Here is a 16476-nt window from a genome sequence, read left to right as displayed (position 1 = left end):
CCGCGAAGCGGCCGGGCAGGTCAGCCTACTGTCTCGCCCGTTGGCTGTCACGCTGATGATCTTCGCTTGCTGTCTGCCGGTTACCTGCCTGGCGGCGGGCTGGGCGGTATTGGAGGAAGGTAGACCGCCAAGCGAGCCCTGCCTCTTGGCGGCAGGGCTGGAATGGGACAGGATGGCCCCACTCATCTCACGGAGTCTGCCCGATGCGCCATCTCGTTCCCCTGATCCTGATTTGCCTGCTTGGCCTGAGCGGATGCTCCAGCCTGTCCTACTCGGTCAGTGAAGCAACCATGCAAGAGGAGTTGACGGCGGCCGTGGAAGGCTTCGATCGGTCCCAGCTCAAGTCTGGTTCGCCGTTGTCGTTGACGCTTGAGTCGACCGATCTCGCTGTCGGTCCCGACGGTCGCGATGTGATACGCCTGGCGGTGGCCGGCCGCGTTGCCGTCAACGCCTTCGCCTCCAACCTGCCCGCCGATGTGGCGCTCAGCCTTGAAGGCACGCCTTACTACGACAGCGATGAAAGGGCGATCTACCTGCGCCGGCTGTCGCTGCTCGATAGCCGTATCGATGCGCCCTGGTTGCCGATGGATATCGCACCGGTCACCGACCTGGTGGTGCGCCTGGTCGCTCAGACGCTTGAGAACGTGCCGGTCTATCGTCTAGACCCTGATGCCATGGGCTGGGGCTGGAAGGAGCGTCTGGCCTCACGCGCCGTGACCCTGGATATCCAACCCGGCAAGCTGGTGCTGAAACCGGGGCGCTAATCCGGCTGGTTTCCCTTGCTGCCTCGTCGGCGGCGATCTTGGGTATGATGAGGCCCCATGCTTGGGGGGGGGCGTCTCATCGCCCCGCCTATCTGCCCACACTCATCCCGTTATCCACATCCGGAGTTTTCATGGCCAAGCCTGCCTTCGACATTCTGCGTGCCCTGGCAATCGGCAGCCAGGCCGTTGGTCTGACTGCCGTCATCACCCTGGAGACCGTGATGGGGGATGCCGCCCGGCCCTGGCAGGGGCTGACGCTTGGGCTGATGGTGGCGGCGGCGCTTGTGCTGGCGTTGGCGCGAACCTATCGTCGCAACCGCCGTCGCAAGCGCACGGAGCGTGGCTGATCGCCAAACTGAGAAAGCTCGCCGAGGGCGAGCGCTCATGCGCCCGTGGCGGTGGGGCTAATAGTTGTTGGCGCACACCGGCTCGGATCGATGGCCAGTATCTGCAGGTAATGTCCTTCCGGCAGCGGGCAGCTCAGCACCCGCCAGGCACAGCCTGGAGCGCTACTGCCCTGGCTCTGGTAAAGGTGGGCGCCGTGAGCGATCAGTCGCTCGCATAGCCGGGCAAAATCGGTGTTGGGGACTTCGAGGGCCATGCGGCGTGGCGGGGAGGGATTATCGCTCTTCACCAGCATCAGCACCTGAGTATTCCCACGAACATCCGTACCCAGCTCGAACACCGCACCGGTCGGCGTCGCGAGCAGGAGCGGCAGCACTTCGCGAAAGACGTGAACCTGGGCGTCGATATCCCGCACCCTGAGGGTTGCCTTGTCCAAGGATAGTCGCTGCATCGTGGCCACCTGATTGCCATGTCTATGGAATGAGTGTTGCGTACGGTGAGGCGCAATGCCGCTGAATTGTCGCTATGCGTGTGAGTGGTTGGGCCTATCGAGCGGTAGGGCAGATGCAAAAAAAGGGCGGTGGCTGATGGCCACCGCCCCTTTTGATATCGCCTTATCCGGTCTTATCTCGTCGCCGGATCAGATAGGAACGCTCTCGCTGCCGTGCTTCGCGATCAGTCCCAGTCGGGGGCGAAGTCGGGGTTGGCGATGCGCTCGCCTCGGTCGAGCGTGGCAATCTCGTCAAGCTCATCGTCGCTAAGGGTGATCGAGAGCGCCTCAAGGTTGCTCTTGAGGTGATCGGCCTTGGTGGACGACGGGAAGGTGACGATATCCAGCGCCTGCAGCCAGGCCAGGGTGATCTGCGCCGGGGTGGCATCGTGGTTGGCGGCGATGCGCTTGAGGGTCTCATCCTCCATCACCTTGCCCACGGCCAGCGGCATGAAGGCGGTGATGGCGATGTCATGACGCTTGCAGTGCTCCACCAACTTGCGGTTCTGCAGGAAGGGGTGAACCTCGATCTGATTGGTCAGCAGCGCGCCTTCGCCGAGGATATCCACCGCCTGGTCGATCTGCGCCATGGTGAAGTTGGAGACGCCGATATGGCGCGTCTTGCCGGCCTTCTGTACCTCACGCAGGGCGGTGAGGTAATCGCGCATCGGCACCTCATCGTTCGGCGATGGCCAGTGGATCAGCAGCAGGTCGACGTAATCGGTGCCGAGCTTCTCAAGGCTCTCGTCGACGCTCTTCTTGAGATCATCGGGCTTGAGGGTGTCGTGCCAGACCTTGGTGGTCAGGAAGATCTCGTCCCGCGGCACCGAGCTATCGGCGATCGCCTGGCCGACCTCGGCCTCGTTGCCATACATCTGGGCGGTATCGATATGGCGATAGCCCTGCTCCAGGGCGTTGCTGACGGCGCTCTTGAGGGTATCGCCCTTAAGACGGAAGGTGCCGAGCCCGGGATTGGGAATAGCGGTGTGCTGAGTCATGCAACCTCCGTAACAGTGATCAAGATTCGAGCCTGGCGAGTCGCTCTCACCATGCTCGATAGCTGACTAATAAACCTTGGGATCATCCCGCCGGATTCAAGGGCGGGATGAGAGGCGTCGATGACGACCTCAGAGGCCGAGCGCCTTGAGCAGCACCTTGGCCACCGGCTCGGAAGAGGGCGGGTTCTGACCGGTGATCAAACGGCCATCCTGGCGAGTGTAGGGCGTGAAGTCGTCGGCCTTGGAGTACACGCCGCCGCAGCCGATCAGCGCATCCTCGACCAGGTGGGGCACGATCTTGGTCTGGCCCACGGCGTCTTCCTCGCCGTTGGTGAACCCGGTGACCTCGCGACCCTTGACCAGCGGCTCGCCGTTCTCGTCGCGTGCATGGAGTAGCACGATCGGCGCATGACAGACCGCCGCGACGGGTTTCTGCTGAGCCCAGAAGGTCTCGATCAGGCGGATCGAGTCGGCATCGTCGACCAGGTCCCATAGCGGGCCGTGGCCCCCCGGATAGAAGATGGCGTCATAGTCGTCGGCCTTGATGTCTGCCAGACGATGCGTGGTGGCGAGCTGCGCATTGGCCGCGTCGTCCTGCTTGAAGCGGCGGGTGGCGTCGGTCTGGCTATCTTCTGCATCACTGGCGGGGTCGAGCGGTGGCAGACCACCCTTGGGCGAAGCCAGTGTCACCTCGGCGCCGGCATCCAGGCAGGCGTAATAGGGCGCCGCCAACTCTTCGAGCCAGAAGCCGGTCTTGTTGCCGGTGTCACCTAGCTGGTCGTGTGAGGTCAGTACCATCAGAATACGTTTGCTCATAGAAGCTCCTGGTGATGTCTTGAATAGCGCGTGAAGGGTGTGGGTGTTACCCAATGAATAATGGCCATCCTAGAGAGGTAGGCAGTATTCGAGAACTGATGAATACTGATACGAGATATGCGATATGCGAATATCTTTGACGGGAACCAGCCTCTGGAGAAGCCTGGTAGGTGACCGGCGAGGCCTGCTGCCAGCAGTATAGATGACCCGCTTGCCAGCGTGTGTGGTGCTGCGAGGAAGGTGGAGGGGCTATCAGGTGATGGGTGAAAACGCGGTCGTCGTCCCTTGAGAGCGTCTCCCCTGGTATCTGAGCCTCTGTTGGATCCAGAGCGACACCAAGGCGATGGCCAGGCCAATCAGCGCGAGTGCCCAGGTGACCATTAGCGCCGTCTCGAGCTCACTCATCGGCCCATCTCGGTAGCTGCCGTGCCATAGCGTCCCCTGAATAAGCCAGAAACCCAGGGCGCCGGTCAGCGATCGGTGGAGGTGACGCACCAGCACGAATCCCCAGGCCAGGCCCCAGCCAATCGACACCACCAGCGGGCCAACCGCCAGCCAGCCAAGTCCTTGTGCGCTGAAAACGATCCCGGCGCCAAGCGTCAGGAGGGCAAGACAGACCGCGATCGAAAGCGAGATCAGGCAGTCCTTGCCCCAGGCGGGCAGGCCATCAGTGCTCATCGTGGTCTCTGTCAGTGAGAGCGAAGCGGGTCGAGTCATGGCACATCTGCCGGTCAGCGAAATGAAGGTAGGACAATGCATCCTTACAGGGTCGTGATGAGAATGGCAATCTGGACGCTTTTAGAACATAGCGGGCGAAGCGCAATATGACATGCTCAGATGGCTGTCGGATCGCCGCGTGTGAGATACACTCGAAGTGCGCCTCTCCTCTATTGGAGTGGCCGGTAATAACGGCAAAACGCTCGTTGGCGAGACAACAATTTCCTTAGAAGGAGCCGAGATGCAGCCGCTTAGCTATTACTACGTCAATGTCCTGGAAGCGATGGAGAAGCCCTGTGATGTTCCCGCCGGGGAGCGCCAGGAAGGTTACGACCTGCTCTATCAACAGGGCGGTCGAGTGGAGATAGATCTCATGCAGAAGGCCGAGCAGGCCCTGGCCGAAGGCACGCCCTTCCACTGGTATGAGGCGATCGATTCAGAGCAGCAGGCCAAGCTGCGCCGCGCCCTCGACGATCAGGATCCGGCCAAGATCCACAAGCTTCTCAACCGCAATGGCTATGCCAGCATCCTTTATCATCATGCCTGTAACCACTTCGCTGAAGTGCCCGGCGCCGCCTGATGGCTCCTGCGCCTGCTGACTAGCGCATACGAAACATAAGCTGAACGTAAAACTGAACGTAAGAAAAGAGACCGCCGAGGCGGTCTCTTTTTTTTGGGCAAGCCTATCGGCGGCCCGGTGTCGGATCGCCGTGAGGCTCAGGCGGGGCCGACGATATGCTTGACCTCGAGATAGCCGGCCAGGCCCCAGGGGCCCAGTTCGCGGCCGATGCCGCTGATGCCAAAGCCACCCCAACCGGTCTCGGGCAGCACCAGTTGCTCGGTATTGAACCAGATGCTGCCGGCTCTCAGGGCGCGGCCGACACGCTTGGCCCGCTCGGCATCACCGCTGATCACGGTGGCGGCCAGACCAAACGCCGAGTCGTTGGCCAGCGCGATCGCCTCTTCTTCGCTTGCCACACTCCTGGCGCACAGCACCGGGCCGAAGATTTCCTCGCGCCACAGGCGGCTATCCTCGGGCACATCGCGATAAAGCGTCGGCGCCACGAAGTAGCCCTGGCTCGGCAGGGTGCGATGACGGGCGTCACGCACGGCCTCAAGCCCCTCGCGCTCGGCCAGTGCCAGGTAGGACTGCACGGCATCGCGCTGTCGGGCGCTGGTCATCGGCCCCATGTCGCTGGCCTCATCCAGCGGGTCGCCCAGCGTCAGTGCATCGATGCGTTCGCCAAGCGCGGCATACAGCGATTCGCTGATCGCCTCATGCACGATCAGGCGCGAGGTGGCCGAGCAGATCTGGCCGCTATTGAAGAAGATGCCGGCCATCACCCAGTCGGCGGCCGGCTCGACGTCGGCATCGTCGAGCACCAGGATCGGCGACTTGCCGCCGAGCTCCAGGGAGACGCCGCGGGCGCCATAGGCGGCGGCCTGCATGACCTTCTCGCCGACGGCGTTGCTGCCGGTGAAGGAGAGCTTGTCGATGCCGGGATGCTGCGTCAGGGGCACGCCGATGCCGTCGCCGTCACCGTGCAGCAGGTTGAGCACGCCGGCGGGCAGGCCGATCTCGAGGGCGATCTCTGCAAGGGCCAGCTCGGGCAGCGGTGTGACTTCCGAAGGCTTGAATACCGCGGTGCAGCCGGCCGCAAGCGCCGGGGCGAGCTTCCAGGCGCTGGTCACCAGCGGGAAGTTCCAGGGCGCGATCAGGCCGACCACACCCGCCGGGTCTTCATAGCAGCGAGCCTCGACGCCCTCCATGGCATGCTCCACCAGGCGCCCCTGGCGCGCCTCCAGGGCGCGGGCCTGGCCGGCATAGTAGCGATAGCAGGCAATGGCATCATCAAGGTCAATGCCGGCTTCCATCAGCGCCTTGCCGTTATTGGTGGACGAGACCCGGATCAGCGCGTCGCGACGAGCGATCAGGGCATCGGCAAAGGCGTCCAGATAATCGCCGCGCGCATCACCACCGAGGGCCTGCCATGCCGGCTGCGCCTGGCGGGCCGCGGTGACGGCGGCCTCGACATCGGCGGCGTCACCGGCGGTGATCTCGGCGATCATCTCTTCGCGGAAGGGGTCCATGACGGCCAGCCGGCGTTGTCCGTGACTGGCCACCCAATGATTGTTGATGAACTGCTTGTCGAGTTGTTGCATGACGCGCTCCGTCATAGGTCGTGATGTCATAGGTCGTGATGATGGGCAAGCCAGTCGTCGATCATGGTGTGCAGACGCTCGCCCGAGAAACTCGGGAAGTGGCCGCCATGAACGACGCGGGCCGGCAGGGCGCGCAGGCGACGCATGCTGGCGGCGTAATCGTCCAGGTTGCTGTGCCAGGCGTCCTCGATCAGCGGCCCGTCATAGACCAGATCCCCCGAGATCAGGGTGGCGCTGGTGGCTTCCCAGAGGGCGATGCCGCCGGGCGAGTGGCCCGGCGTGTGAAGCACCTCGAAGCGTCGGTCGCCCAGGTCGATCACGTCGCCGTCCTCGAGTCGCGTGATCGTTGCCGGTGCGGGGATGCGGTAGCCGCTGTGGGCATAGGGTGCCGGCGGCAGGGCATCGAACATCTCGTCATCCAGAAAGGCGTCGGCCAGGGTGCGGACGTTATCCGGGGCGGCGAGGATATCGGCTTCGGCGGCATGCACGTGGCAGCAGTCGAACTCGCTGGCCGCGCCGATGTGGTCAAAGTGAGTGTGGCTCGCTACCCCGACCACCTCCCGCTCGGCGAGCAGCGCGACATGCCGGCGCAGAGGCACGGCGCCAAGCCCGAAGTCCACCAGCAGGTCGCGCTCGCGCCCCCGTACATGCCAGAGGTTGCAGCGGAAGAAGGGCTTGATCCACGGCTCGTCGATCAGGGTGATGCCATCACTCAGGCGCTGAGTGCGATACCACTGATCCGGCGCGATACGCTCGAGGCGTGAGGTTGCTGAACTCATGCGCGGGCCTTCTGCTGGCGTTTGGTCAGCTGGCTGGCGACGTAGTAGAGCGCGCCGGTCAGCACGAACACCGGCAGCGAGGCGCCGAAGCTCAGCGGCGAGACCCAGTTCCAGTAGTAGGCAAGGGTTGCCCCGATTGCATAACAGCCGAGTGCCACCGGATTGATCGCCGGTAGATTGTCGGCGCCCGTTATCAGTTGCTCGGGTGTGTAGCGCTCGCGACCGACCAGGAAGTAGTCGACGATCATCAGCGAGAAGGCCGGGATGAAGACACTGCCGATGATCAGCAGGAAGGTCTGGAACTGGTCGAGGATGCCTGGAATCAGCGAGCCCAGCACCGAGATGACACCGATGATCAGGGCTGGCTTCCAGAATGGCGTGCGGGTGCGCACGCTCATGAAGGACAGGGTCGCACTGTAGACGCACATCACGTTGGTGGTCAGCACCGAGAAGAAGATCACCAGGGCGGCGGGCAGGCCGAAGCCGAAGCTGCTGAGTAGCTGAGTGGGGTCATAGGTCTGCGGGAAGCCGATCGAGACCGAGAGGGCGGAAACGGTGGCACCGAGGCCCATGGCGATCAGGGTGGCGGTGACATAACCCACCCAGGTGCCGAGCACCGCAGCCTTGGGGGAGCGGCAGTGGCGATTGTAGTCGGCAGCCAGTGGAATCCACGAGAAGGCGGTGGCGATGACGATATCGAAGGCGACGCCGGCGCCCAGGACGCCGGTCGGTTCCAGCTCGCTGATCGAGGGCAGGTCATAGTTGCGGGCCAGGGCAAACACCACGACCCCGGACAGCGCCAGCATCAGCACGGCGGCGAGTTTCTCCGCCTTCTCGATGCCCAGGTGGCCGCGCAGAGCGATCATCACCACCAGCGCCTCACACACCACCGTGAACAGGGCGACGTTGGAATAGCCGGTCAGGGTCGACACCGCATGATCGAGGCTCATGCCGGCCAGCAATGCCTGGATCCAGCTCCAGGCGATCAGCGCGAGCAGGTTGACCCAGGCGGGGAACATCGCCCCCAGGCGCCCGAAGGTGCCGCGGGCCAGCACCATGGTGGTCATGCCGGTCTGCTGGCCCATCAGGCCGATCAGCACCAGTGGAATGATGCCGACTGCGGAGCCGATCAGCACCAGCAGCATGGCGTGCTGGAAGCTCAGGTTGGGCACCAGCAGCATGCCGGTCAGGATGGTGGTGACCACCACGTTGGCGCCTAGCCACAGGGCGAAGGTCCCCGGTATGCCCAGGCTGCGTTCGACGTTATCGGCGGACAGGGTGTCCTGACCAAAGGGGGAAGATGATTGGCTCATTATTGTTTTCCTTATTGAGGGATGGCGTGATGCCAGTGATGCGTCTCGTCGAGGCCCTCAGCCGGCAGGCCAGCGGTGGGCGTCGATTTCGATCAGCAAGGGGCCTTTCTCGGGGCGCTGCGATAGCGCCTTGGCCAGGCTTTTCTGATCCTCGGCCCGCGTGGCGAGGCAGCCAAAACCGCCAGCCAGGGCCTGAAAGTCAGGGGCATGCAGGTTCACGCCGATGGGGGTGACGCCGTTGGCGGCCATGTAACGACGAATCTCCTCGTAGCCGCCGTTGTGCCATAAGAGGATCACCACCGGCAGGTGCTCCTCCACGGCGGTGGCGATTTCCGCGAGCGTGAACATCACCCCGCCATCGCCGACCAGCGCCACCACCGGCAGGTCCGGGCGTGCTAGCTGAGCGCCGAGCGCGGCGGGCAGGCCGTAACCCAGCGTGCCGTAGCCGGTCGAGGCGTTGAAGAAGCGCCGTGGCTCGGGCTGGGCGACCAGGTGATTGGCGGCATAGACCGGGGCGCAGGAATCCCCGACCAGAATCGCCTCGGGCACCACCTCGGCGAGCGTCTCGAAGAGCGGCACGAAGGGCTTGAATGCCGGGTCCTGCTCAAGCGCCAGGGCTTCGAGCGCGGCGGCGGTGCGGCGGCGTCCTTGTCGCGGCAGAACGACCGGGAAGTGGGCCAGCAGGGCGTTAAGAGTGGCGCCGGCATCGGCGATCAGGCCAAGCGCAAGCGACTGGTTGCGCACCAGTTGTTCGGGGTCCAGATCGACCCGGATCAGCCGGCCCGTCAGCAGGAAGCCATCGTCGAACACCACGTCATAGTCGGTCTCGCCCAGTTCGGTGCCGATGGCGAGGATCACATCGGCCTCCCTTGCCAGCTCACGCACCGCCGGCAGCGCCGCGTTGGCGCCCAGATCCAGCGGATGGTGGCGTCCCAGCAGGCCCTTGGCGTTGATGGTGGTGACGGTGGGCGCATCCAGGCGTTCGACCAGCGCGCGGGCCGCCGCGGGGGCCGCGACACAGCCCCCGCCCAGCAGCACCAGCGGCCGCTTGGCGTCATGCAGCCAGGCAGCGGCAGTGGCGAGCCCGGCCGGGTCCGGTGCCGGGCGATGGATGACGGGTGCCTGCCATTGCGTTGGCATTGGCACCGGTGCATCGAACAGGTCGATGGGAATCTCGATGTGCACCGGCCCTGGGCGCATGCTGTTAAAGACCGCGAAGGCCCGGGCCAGCACCTCCGGCAGGGCCGACGGCTCGAGCAGGGTGTGACTGAAACGAGACACGCCTGAGAGCAGCTGTTGCTGGCTCGGCAGCTCGTGTAGGCGTCCCTGGCCGCGACCCAAGGTGTCACGGCGATTGACGCTCGAGATCACCAGCATCGGCACCGAGTCCGCCAGCGCCTGACCCATGGCGGTTGCGATGTTGGTCATCCCGGGGCCGGTAATGATGAAGCAGACGCCGGGCTTGCCGGTGGCGCGTGCGTAGCCGTCGGCCATGAAGCCGGCCCCCTGCTCGTGACGGGGAGTGACGTGACGCAGGCCACTGTCAGCGAGGCCCCGGTAGAGCTCCACGGTATGCACACCGGGGATACCGAAGACGGTATCGGCGCCATGACGGTCGCGCAGCAGGGCGATAAGAAGTTCGGCACAGGTCATCATTGAACTCCTCAAAAGACGAAGACGTGGGCGATCAGGGCGATGATCGGCAGGGTGATGGCGGTGCGCAGCAGGAAGATGACTACCAGCTCCCAGAGCTTCAGCGGGATCTTCGACTTGAGCAGCAGGGCACCGATTTCCGACATGTAGATCAGCTGAGTCAGCGACAGGCAGGCGATCACGAAACGCGTCAGCTCGCTGTCGATGTCCTTGGCCAGTACCGCCGGCAGGAACATGTCGGCAAAGCCCACCAGCGTCGCCGGGGCGGCGGCGGCGGCCTCGGGAATCTGCAGCCACTCAAGCACCGGCACCATCGGATAGGAGAGCCAGGTGAACAGCGGCGTGAACTCGGCGAGCACCAGCGCCACGGTGCCGATGGCGATCACCAGTGGCAGCAGGCCGAGGAAGATATCGGCGACGTTGAAGAGGGCGACGCGCGCCAGGGCACGAGGACCGGGCGCCGTCTCGGCACGGGCCACGGCGATACTCAGACTGTAGCGCAGAAGGCCCATGCCGCCGGTGGTTTCCTCGGCGATCTGGCAGCCGACCGGCTCATGATAGGTGTTCGACTTGCGTGACAGTGGCGGCAGACGCGGCACGATCACCGCGGCGATCAGGCCCGAGACCACCACGGTCAGGTAGAAGGGCACGAACAGGTGATTGATGCCGATGAAGCTGGTTACCAGCAAGGCGAAGGCGATCGAGACGATCGAGAAGTTGGTGGCGATGGCCGACGCTTCGCGCTGGTTGTAGTAGCCCTGTTCGTACTGCTGGGTGGTGATCAGCACGCCGACGGTGCCGGAGCCCATCCAGGAGGCGGTGGCATCGATGGCGCTGCGCCCGGGCAGGCCGAAGATGACCCGAAACGGCTTGCGCACCAGACTGCCGATGAACTCCATGAAGCCGAAATCGACCAAAAGCGGCAGCAGAATGGCCGCGAAGAAGAAGAAGGTCAGCAGCACGGGGGCCAGGTCGTTGAGCATCACGCCACCGGTGAAGGCGGCGGTGATGAACGAAGGCCCGACCTGGAAATAGGTCATCAGCGCGAACAGCGCCCCGAGGCCGCGCATGGCGAACCACAGCGGGGCGACATCGAAGAGTTCCTTGGCGCTGCCCTGACGGCCCCAGGCCGGCTTGGCGAGCTTGACCACGGCGGTCAGCAGCACCGACAGGCACAGCACGACCACGGCGATGGCGGGCAGGGCATCACCCAGGGCCGCCTTGAGGCCGTCGGCCATCAGGCCCATGCCGATATTGATGCTGTCATCGACGGAGAAGGGCACCAGGAACAGACTGACCCCGATCAGAGAGGGAATCAGGAATTTCAGCAGAGCCCGGCGGTTCAGAGGCTCCGGGTGGGTAGCGATCTCGTCGCTTGAGTCGAGTGCGGAAGACATGAAGTATGACCTGTTGGAGTTGTAATGGGTATTGCTTGGGCAGTGCGTAGCGCTTGACGCTCAGTCCCGGTGCTTGACGCCGGGCAGGATGCAGAGCATCTCGTAGAGCAGGGTGGCGCCCATCAGCGCGGTGTTGCCGCTGGGGTCATAAGGAGGCGCGACTTCCATAAGATCGCCGCCGACCACATTGAGGCCCTGGGCACCACGGACGATCTCCATGCCCTGCGGCATGGTCAGGCCGCCAGCCTCTACGGTGCCGGTGCCCGGCGCGAAGGCCGGATCGAGGCCGTCGATATCGAAGGTGATGTACACCGGGCCATCGCCCATCTGTTCACGCACCTCGGCCATCAGCGGCTCGAGCGACTTGTGCCAGCACTGCTCGGCGGTGACCACGCGGAAGCCCTGGTCGCGACACCAGTCGAAGTCCTCGGCCGAATAGCCGGTGCCACGCAGGCCGATCTGGACGACGCGGCGGCTGTCGAGCAGGCCTTCTTCCTGGGCGCGCCGCATCGGCGTGCCATGGGCGATCGGCTCGCCGAACATGTGATCGTTGACGTCGGCATGGGCATCGATATGAATCAGGCCCACCGGACCGTGCTTCTTGGCGATGGCACGCAGTACCGGCAGCGTCGCGGTGTGATCGCCCCCCAGCGAGAGCGGTACACAGCCATGTGACAGGACCTCATCGTAGAAGTCGCTGATGATGTCGATGCTCTTGGGCAGGTGGAAGGTGTTGATCGGCACGTCACCGATATCGGCCACTTGCAGGCTGTCGAAGGGCGCGGCGCGGGTCGCCATGTTGTAGGGACGCAGCATGCGGGACTCATCGCGAATCTGGCGCGGCCCCATGCGGGCCCCGGGGCGATTCGAGGTGCCGATGTCCAGCGGAATGCCGATGAAGGCAGCGTCGAGACCCGCGGCCGATTGCTGTGCCGGCAGGCGCATCATGGTCGCCGGCCCACCGAAACGCGGCATGTCGTTGCCACCCAGCGGTTGATTGAAGTCGCTCATGTCCTGCTCCTTGTTCTTGGTGTCGGTCTTCAAGGCATCCCTCGGCAGGCGTCGTTGCCAGGTGTGCTGAGAGGTCAGACGTGCACAGAGAATGCCTTGTTGGTGTTTATCAAGCAGGAATTATGCCAACTTTTAGTTGATTGAATAGTAAGGCGTTTCGTCAGAGGTGATGCAAAAGTGCATTGCCTGACAGGCACTTGATGATGCACTCTCGTATCATTGATTCAAAAATGTATCGGGTGGCATCTCATGAGCGAGCTGGACAACGCTATTCTCAGGACCATCATCGACACCGCGCATGATCACTTTTTCCTGGTCGATGCCAGCGGTCGGGTGAGAGACGTAAGCCCCGGCGCTGCCGCCGTCTATGGCATGTCCTGCGAGACGCTTATCGGCAGCAATGTTCGCACGCTGGTCGAGCAGGGGGTCCTCAAGCCCTCGGTCAGTCTCGAGGTACTGCGCACCGGCAAGCCGGCGCAGCTCTTGCAGCATACGGGCACCGGCCGGCGGGTCATCGCCCAGGCGCATCCGGTGTTCAGCGAAGGGCAACTGGCCTGTGTGGTCAGCCGCTCGATGGACTTGACCGACCTGCAGCTGCTGCAGGAGGAGTACGCCTTGCTGCAGCAGCGCTTCAGTGACCACCTCAAGCGTAGCCTCGGCGAGGGAGCCGCCACTGGCGAGCTGGACCCGGGGCTTTCGAGTCTCAAAGGTGTGCTTGAGGTGCGCAGCGGGGTGATGCAGGAGATCGCCTTGCTGCTTAAGCGCGTGGCGCCAAGCGATGCCAATGTGCTGATGCTGGGGGAGTCCGGCGTGGGCAAGACGGCCTTCGCGCGCCAGCTGCATCGCTGGAGCGCCCGGGGAGAGGGCCCCTTCATCGACGTCAACTGCGGCGCCATTCCCGAGAGCCTGTTCGAGTCGGAGATGTTTGGCTATCAGCCGGGGGCCTTCAGCGGCAGCAACCCCAAGGGCAAGGCGGGGCTCTTGGAGCAGGCGGCCGGTGGCACCCTCTTCCTCGATGAGATCGGCGAGTTACCGCTTGCCATGCAGACCAAGCTGCTCAAGGTCATTCAAGACGGCAGCCTGATGCGGCTGGGCGACACCACGCCACGTCGGGTCGACTTCCGGCTGGTGGTGGCCACCAACCAGAACCTGGCCGAGGCGGTGGAGGAGGGCCGCTTCCGGCTCGATCTTTACTACCGGCTGAACGTGATCCCCGTGACTCTGCCACCGCTGCGGGAGCGCCGTGAGGATATTCCGGGGTTGGTCGAGCGACAGCTCAAGCAGCTCAATCATCGCTACGGCGGTGACAAGATTCTGGATAGTGGTGTGTGGCAGGAGCTGATGGGCCGTGACTGGCCGGGCAATGTGCGCGAACTGGAAAACTGGCTGGAGCGCGCTTGGTTGTCAGCGCCTGGAGGCGTGATCTCGACGCCCGAGGCGGATGTGCTGTCGGGCCTCAGTGAGCCACATAGGCGTGAGCCCCGGGCGCTTAAGGCTACTGTCGAGGGGGATGCCGGGCGGCAATTGGCTGAGGGCGAAGGGCTCAAGGACGCTCTGGCGCGCACCGAGCGCGAGATATTGGCCGCGCTATGTAGTGAGCTTGCCAGCAGCTATGCCATTGCCGAGCGGCTGGGGATCAGCCAGCCAAGCGTCGTGCGCAAGATGCAGCGCCATGGGCTGCGTATCCAGCCGGCATCATAAGCATCGCCTGGCGCTTCTCTCTTTCCTCTTTCCTCTTTTCTCTTTCCTTTCCTGTTGCTTGCTAGCCCTGCGTCAGAATATGGCGCAGCCCTTGGCACTCCACCATCGGGTCGTCGCAGTTGACGACGATTTCCGAGCGGGCGAGCACGTAGCTCTTGCCGGTGATGGTGTTCTCGACCACCGCTTGATCACCTTCCAGGTGCGTGCCGGTGAACTCACCGATGAAGCCTGTCTCGCGCAGCGATACCGTTTCCAACTTGTCACCGGGCTGGATGCTCCCCTCGTGGTGCATCAGTGCCAGGCGCGCCGAGGTGCCGGTGCCGGTGGTACTGCGACAGATCACGCCCGGGTGTACGTAGGTGGTCGAGCGCGAGCGATAGAAGTCTTCTGCGACCTGCTCGACCGGGCCCATGAAGTGCAGGAAGGGCAGGGGGCCCACGTCGCCAAGGCTGTAGTGGGAGAAGCCGCGTTCGGCTTTAATGGCCTCGACGATCTTGTGGGCACAGTCAGCCAGTGCCCGCTCCTCCTCGCGGACCAGCGAGAAGCCGAGCGCGCCGGCATCTATTAGCGCATAAAAGCCCCCCGAGTAGGCGATCGAGTAGGTCACCTCGCCGATGCCGGGTACCTGAATGCGGGCCCGGTAGGTATCGATATAGCTGGGTAGCCCCTCGCAGGTGATGGCCTCGACTACGCCGTTCTCGACCCGCGCCTCGATCTGCACCAGCCCGGCCGGCGACTCGAGGGCGAAGTGCTGGCGCCCCTCCCGCTTGGGCACGATGCCGCTTTCCAGTACCGCCGTGGCGGTGCATAGGGTATTGGAGCCGGAATAGATGGGGTAGCCCATCACTTCCATGATGATGTAGCCCGCCGCGGCTGCCGGATCGGTGGCCGGCACGATCAAATCCACCGACATTTCCGGAATCCCGTAGGGTTCCTCGAGCAGTAGTCGGCGCAGACCGTCGGCATCATCGCGGAGATAGTGCATTTGCTCGCGCACGCTGGCGCCGGGTAGCGGCGCGATGCCACCGATGACGATACGGCTGACGTCGCCCCCGGCATGGGTGTCGATCAACTGGAAACTCAGCGGTTGGCTCATGAGGCGTTCTCCTGCGGGGCGTCTTTCAGGGCGAAGGGAGCGCCGTGTTCAGGCCACTGAGCATCGGGCACGATCACGATCTTGCCCAGGTAATGGCTGCCACGATTGACGAAGTAACGCTCGGCGTCGTGCAACGCGGAGAGCCTGAAAGCCGCGTGCAGTACCGGCTTCAACTGACCGCCGCGGATCCACTCGATGAGCTGCTCGGCTTCCTCGCGAGTGCCGTGGGACACGCCGAAGATCTGCACCTGATAGAGGTAGATGCGCGTCCACATGATCTCGCTCAGGTTGCCGCCGCTGGCCCCGGCGATGGAGAGACGCGGGTAAGTGCTGCGATGGCGCATGTCGAAGATCATGGCGTCGATGAAACGATCAGTCATCTCGCCGCCGACCAGGTCCATCACCGCATCGATGGGCGCGCCGCCGGTCAAGGCCTTCACCTGCTCGGTGAAATCGGTCATGTCGCCGCGATCCAGCACCGCCTCGGCGCCCAGCGCGAGCAGGGCATCGGCCTTGTCCGGCTGGCTAAGCGCGTAGGGGATAGCGCCGACAACCCGGCACAGCTGGATCAGCGCCGTGCCCACGCCACCGCTGGCGCCGGTGACCAGCACCCGCTCGCCGGCCGAGACCTTGGCCGAGGTCATCATGTGGTAAGCGGTCTGGTAGGAGCACATGCCCATGGAGGCAAGCTCGGCGTCGTGAAGCCCCGGGTTGCTGACCGCATGGAACTGATCCGAGGGTACCGCGATGTACTCGGCGAAGCCGCCGTCGGCGCCGTGGCCGTAGTAGTCCGGCACCAGGTTCAGGTCAGGCCGGGCATCGGGGTAGAGGTTGAAATCGAGAAGGCCGCGTTCGCCGATCCGAAGGCTGGCCACGCCGTCGCCGACCGCCACCACATGGCCGACCACATCGGCGCCCTGGATGCGCGGGAAGTTAAGGGTCGGCGAGCCGCCCATGGCAAAGGAGGTCACCTCGCCCTTGTCCTTGGTCGGGTAGAGCCCCTCACGCGCCTTGCGATCGGTGTTGTTCTTGGCCGTCGCGGTGACGCGCACCAGCACCTCGCCATGCCCCGGTCGGGGCACCGGCACGTCCTCGTGGTAGACGAGCTGGTCGATGTCGCCATGGCCGGCCAGCAGCATGGCCGCCATGGTGGAGGGGATCTCCTTGGACAGGGGTTCAGTGCTCATCGGCTAGCTCCTCGTGTCGAGTGGATTCAAGCTTGACGATAGCAAA

16 protein-coding genes are annotated in these 16476 nt (G+C 64.1%); 4 read left to right on the top strand and 12 right to left on the bottom strand.

From position 1 onward, the window contains the following. Positions 1–203 precede the first annotated feature (203 nt). The gene (locus ETC27_RS15575; RefSeq protein WP_136255894.1) at positions 204–764 is read left to right on the top strand and encodes a YceB family lipoprotein; all 561 of its coding nucleotides are present in this window, start codon (positions 204–206) and stop codon (positions 762–764) included. Positions 765–895: 131 nt separating this feature from the next. Beyond that, positions 896–1111, top strand: coding sequence for a hypothetical protein (locus ETC27_RS15570; protein ID WP_136255893.1), 216 nt, complete (start codon positions 896–898; stop codon positions 1109–1111). A 35-nt stretch (positions 1112–1146) separates the two neighbouring features. On the opposite strand, the gene ETC27_RS15565 is transcribed toward ETC27_RS15570, so the two are convergent. The 4 genes from ETC27_RS15565 to ETC27_RS15550 all read right to left on the bottom strand — a co-directional run bounded on the left by ETC27_RS15565 (position 1147) and on the right by ETC27_RS15550 (position 4091). After that, a complete protein-coding gene (locus ETC27_RS15565; RefSeq protein ID WP_136255892.1) occupies positions 1147–1560 on the bottom strand; it encodes a VOC family protein in 414 nt (137 codons plus the stop codon). Positions 1561–1784: 224 nt separating this feature from the next. Further along, on the bottom strand, positions 1785–2597 hold the full coding sequence (gene dkgB / locus ETC27_RS15560; protein ID WP_136255891.1) for a 2,5-didehydrogluconate reductase DkgB: 813 nt from the start codon (positions 2595–2597) through the stop codon (positions 1785–1787). A 129-nt stretch (positions 2598–2726) separates the two neighbouring features. Further along, entirely contained in the window at positions 2727–3413 is a 687-nt protein-coding gene (locus ETC27_RS15555) for a type 1 glutamine amidotransferase domain-containing protein (protein WP_136255890.1), read from the bottom strand. Between the two features lie 252 nt (positions 3414–3665). After that, complete coding sequence (locus ETC27_RS15550) at positions 3666–4091, bottom strand: hypothetical protein (protein WP_136255889.1); 426 nt, start codon at positions 4089–4091, stop codon at positions 3666–3668. A 280-nt stretch (positions 4092–4371) separates the two neighbouring features. Here ETC27_RS15550 and ETC27_RS15545 point away from each other — a divergent pair, with 280 nt between their 5' ends. Then, positions 4372–4710: a hypothetical protein gene (locus tag ETC27_RS15545; protein WP_136255888.1), complete on the top strand. Its 339-nt coding sequence runs from the start codon at positions 4372–4374 to the stop codon at positions 4708–4710. 137 nt (positions 4711–4847) lie between these two features. Here ETC27_RS15545 and ETC27_RS15540 read toward each other — a convergent pair whose 3' ends face one another. Genes ETC27_RS15540 through speB form a run of 6 tightly spaced genes read right to left on the bottom strand, consistent with a single transcriptional unit; the run spans position 4848 to position 12446 of the window. Further along, positions 4848–6293, bottom strand: a complete 1446-nt coding sequence (locus ETC27_RS15540; RefSeq protein WP_136255887.1) for an aldehyde dehydrogenase family protein — start codon at positions 6291–6293, stop codon at positions 4848–4850. Between the two features lie 26 nt (positions 6294–6319). Then, positions 6320–7072, bottom strand: a complete 753-nt coding sequence (locus ETC27_RS15535; protein WP_136255886.1) for an MBL fold metallo-hydrolase — start codon at positions 7070–7072, stop codon at positions 6320–6322. After that, on the bottom strand, positions 7069–8385 hold the full coding sequence (locus ETC27_RS15530) for a purine-cytosine permease family protein (protein WP_136255885.1): 1317 nt from the start codon (positions 8383–8385) through the stop codon (positions 7069–7071). The genes ETC27_RS15535 and ETC27_RS15530 overlap by 4 nt, the downstream gene beginning before the upstream one ends. A gap of 57 nt (positions 8386–8442) precedes the next feature. Then, positions 8443–10038: a 5-guanidino-2-oxopentanoate decarboxylase gene (locus ETC27_RS15525; RefSeq protein WP_136255953.1), complete on the bottom strand. Its 1596-nt coding sequence runs from the start codon at positions 10036–10038 to the stop codon at positions 8443–8445. Between the two features lie 11 nt (positions 10039–10049). Beyond that, positions 10050–11435 carry a YjiH family protein gene (locus ETC27_RS15520; protein ID WP_136255884.1) on the bottom strand — a complete coding sequence of 462 codons (1386 nt, stop codon included), beginning with the start codon at positions 11433–11435 and terminating at the stop codon, positions 10050–10052. Positions 11436–11495: 60 nt separating this feature from the next. Then, positions 11496–12446, bottom strand: a complete 951-nt coding sequence (gene speB / locus ETC27_RS15515; protein WP_136255883.1) for an agmatinase — start codon at positions 12444–12446, stop codon at positions 11496–11498. Positions 12447–12695: 249 nt separating this feature from the next. Here speB and ETC27_RS15510 point away from each other — a divergent pair, with 249 nt between their 5' ends. Next, positions 12696–14147: a sigma-54 interaction domain-containing protein gene (locus ETC27_RS15510; RefSeq protein WP_136255882.1), complete on the top strand. Its 1452-nt coding sequence runs from the start codon at positions 12696–12698 to the stop codon at positions 14145–14147. Between the two features lie 61 nt (positions 14148–14208). Here ETC27_RS15510 and ETC27_RS15505 read toward each other — a convergent pair whose 3' ends face one another. Next, complete coding sequence (locus ETC27_RS15505; RefSeq protein ID WP_136255881.1) at positions 14209–15243, bottom strand: proline racemase family protein; 1035 nt, start codon at positions 15241–15243, stop codon at positions 14209–14211. Further along, positions 15240–16430: a zinc-binding dehydrogenase gene (locus ETC27_RS15500; RefSeq protein WP_136255880.1), complete on the bottom strand. Its 1191-nt coding sequence runs from the start codon at positions 16428–16430 to the stop codon at positions 15240–15242. The genes ETC27_RS15505 and ETC27_RS15500 overlap by 4 nt, the downstream gene beginning before the upstream one ends. Positions 16431–16476: the final 46 nt, after the last annotated feature.

The organism is Onishia niordana, assembly GCF_004798965.1.
Classification (GTDB): domain Bacteria; phylum Pseudomonadota; class Gammaproteobacteria; order Pseudomonadales; family Halomonadaceae; genus Onishia; species Onishia niordana.
This window is presented reverse-complemented; position numbering and strand designations above follow the sequence as displayed.

Bases quoted from the DNA above. Each gene is read 5' to 3' on its own strand.
- ETC27_RS15575 (WP_136255894.1), top strand. From the start codon at position 204: ATGCGCCATCTCGTTCCCCTGATCCTGATTTGCCTGCTTGGCCTGAGC.
- ETC27_RS15570 (WP_136255893.1), top strand. From the start codon at position 896: ATGGCCAAGCCTGCCTTCGACATTCTGCGTGCCCTGGCAATCGGCAGC.
- ETC27_RS15565 (WP_136255892.1), bottom strand. From the start codon at position 1,560: ATGCAGCGACTATCCTTGGACAAGGCAACCCTCAGGGTGCGGGATATC.
- dkgB (WP_136255891.1), bottom strand. From the start codon at position 2,597: ATGACTCAGCACACCGCTATTCCCAATCCCGGGCTCGGCACCTTCCGT.
- ETC27_RS15555 (WP_136255890.1), bottom strand. From the start codon at position 3,413: ATGAGCAAACGTATTCTGATGGTACTGACCTCACACGACCAGCTAGGT.
- ETC27_RS15550 (WP_136255889.1), bottom strand. From the start codon at position 4,091: ATGAGCACTGATGGCCTGCCCGCCTGGGGCAAGGACTGCCTGATCTCG.
- ETC27_RS15545 (WP_136255888.1), top strand. From the start codon at position 4,372: ATGCAGCCGCTTAGCTATTACTACGTCAATGTCCTGGAAGCGATGGAG.
- ETC27_RS15540 (WP_136255887.1), bottom strand. From the start codon at position 6,293: ATGCAACAACTCGACAAGCAGTTCATCAACAATCATTGGGTGGCCAGT.
- ETC27_RS15535 (WP_136255886.1), bottom strand. From the start codon at position 7,072: ATGAGTTCAGCAACCTCACGCCTCGAGCGTATCGCGCCGGATCAGTGG.
- ETC27_RS15530 (WP_136255885.1), bottom strand. From the start codon at position 8,385: ATGAGCCAATCATCTTCCCCCTTTGGTCAGGACACCCTGTCCGCCGAT.
- ETC27_RS15525 (WP_136255953.1), bottom strand. From the start codon at position 10,038: ATGACCTGTGCCGAACTTCTTATCGCCCTGCTGCGCGACCGTCATGGC.
- ETC27_RS15520 (WP_136255884.1), bottom strand. From the start codon at position 11,435: ATGTCTTCCGCACTCGACTCAAGCGACGAGATCGCTACCCACCCGGAG.
- speB (WP_136255883.1), bottom strand. From the start codon at position 12,446: ATGAGCGACTTCAATCAACCGCTGGGTGGCAACGACATGCCGCGTTTC.
- ETC27_RS15510 (WP_136255882.1), top strand. From the start codon at position 12,696: ATGAGCGAGCTGGACAACGCTATTCTCAGGACCATCATCGACACCGCG.
- ETC27_RS15505 (WP_136255881.1), bottom strand. From the start codon at position 15,243: ATGAGCCAACCGCTGAGTTTCCAGTTGATCGACACCCATGCCGGGGGC.
- ETC27_RS15500 (WP_136255880.1), bottom strand. From the start codon at position 16,430: ATGAGCACTGAACCCCTGTCCAAGGAGATCCCCTCCACCATGGCGGCC.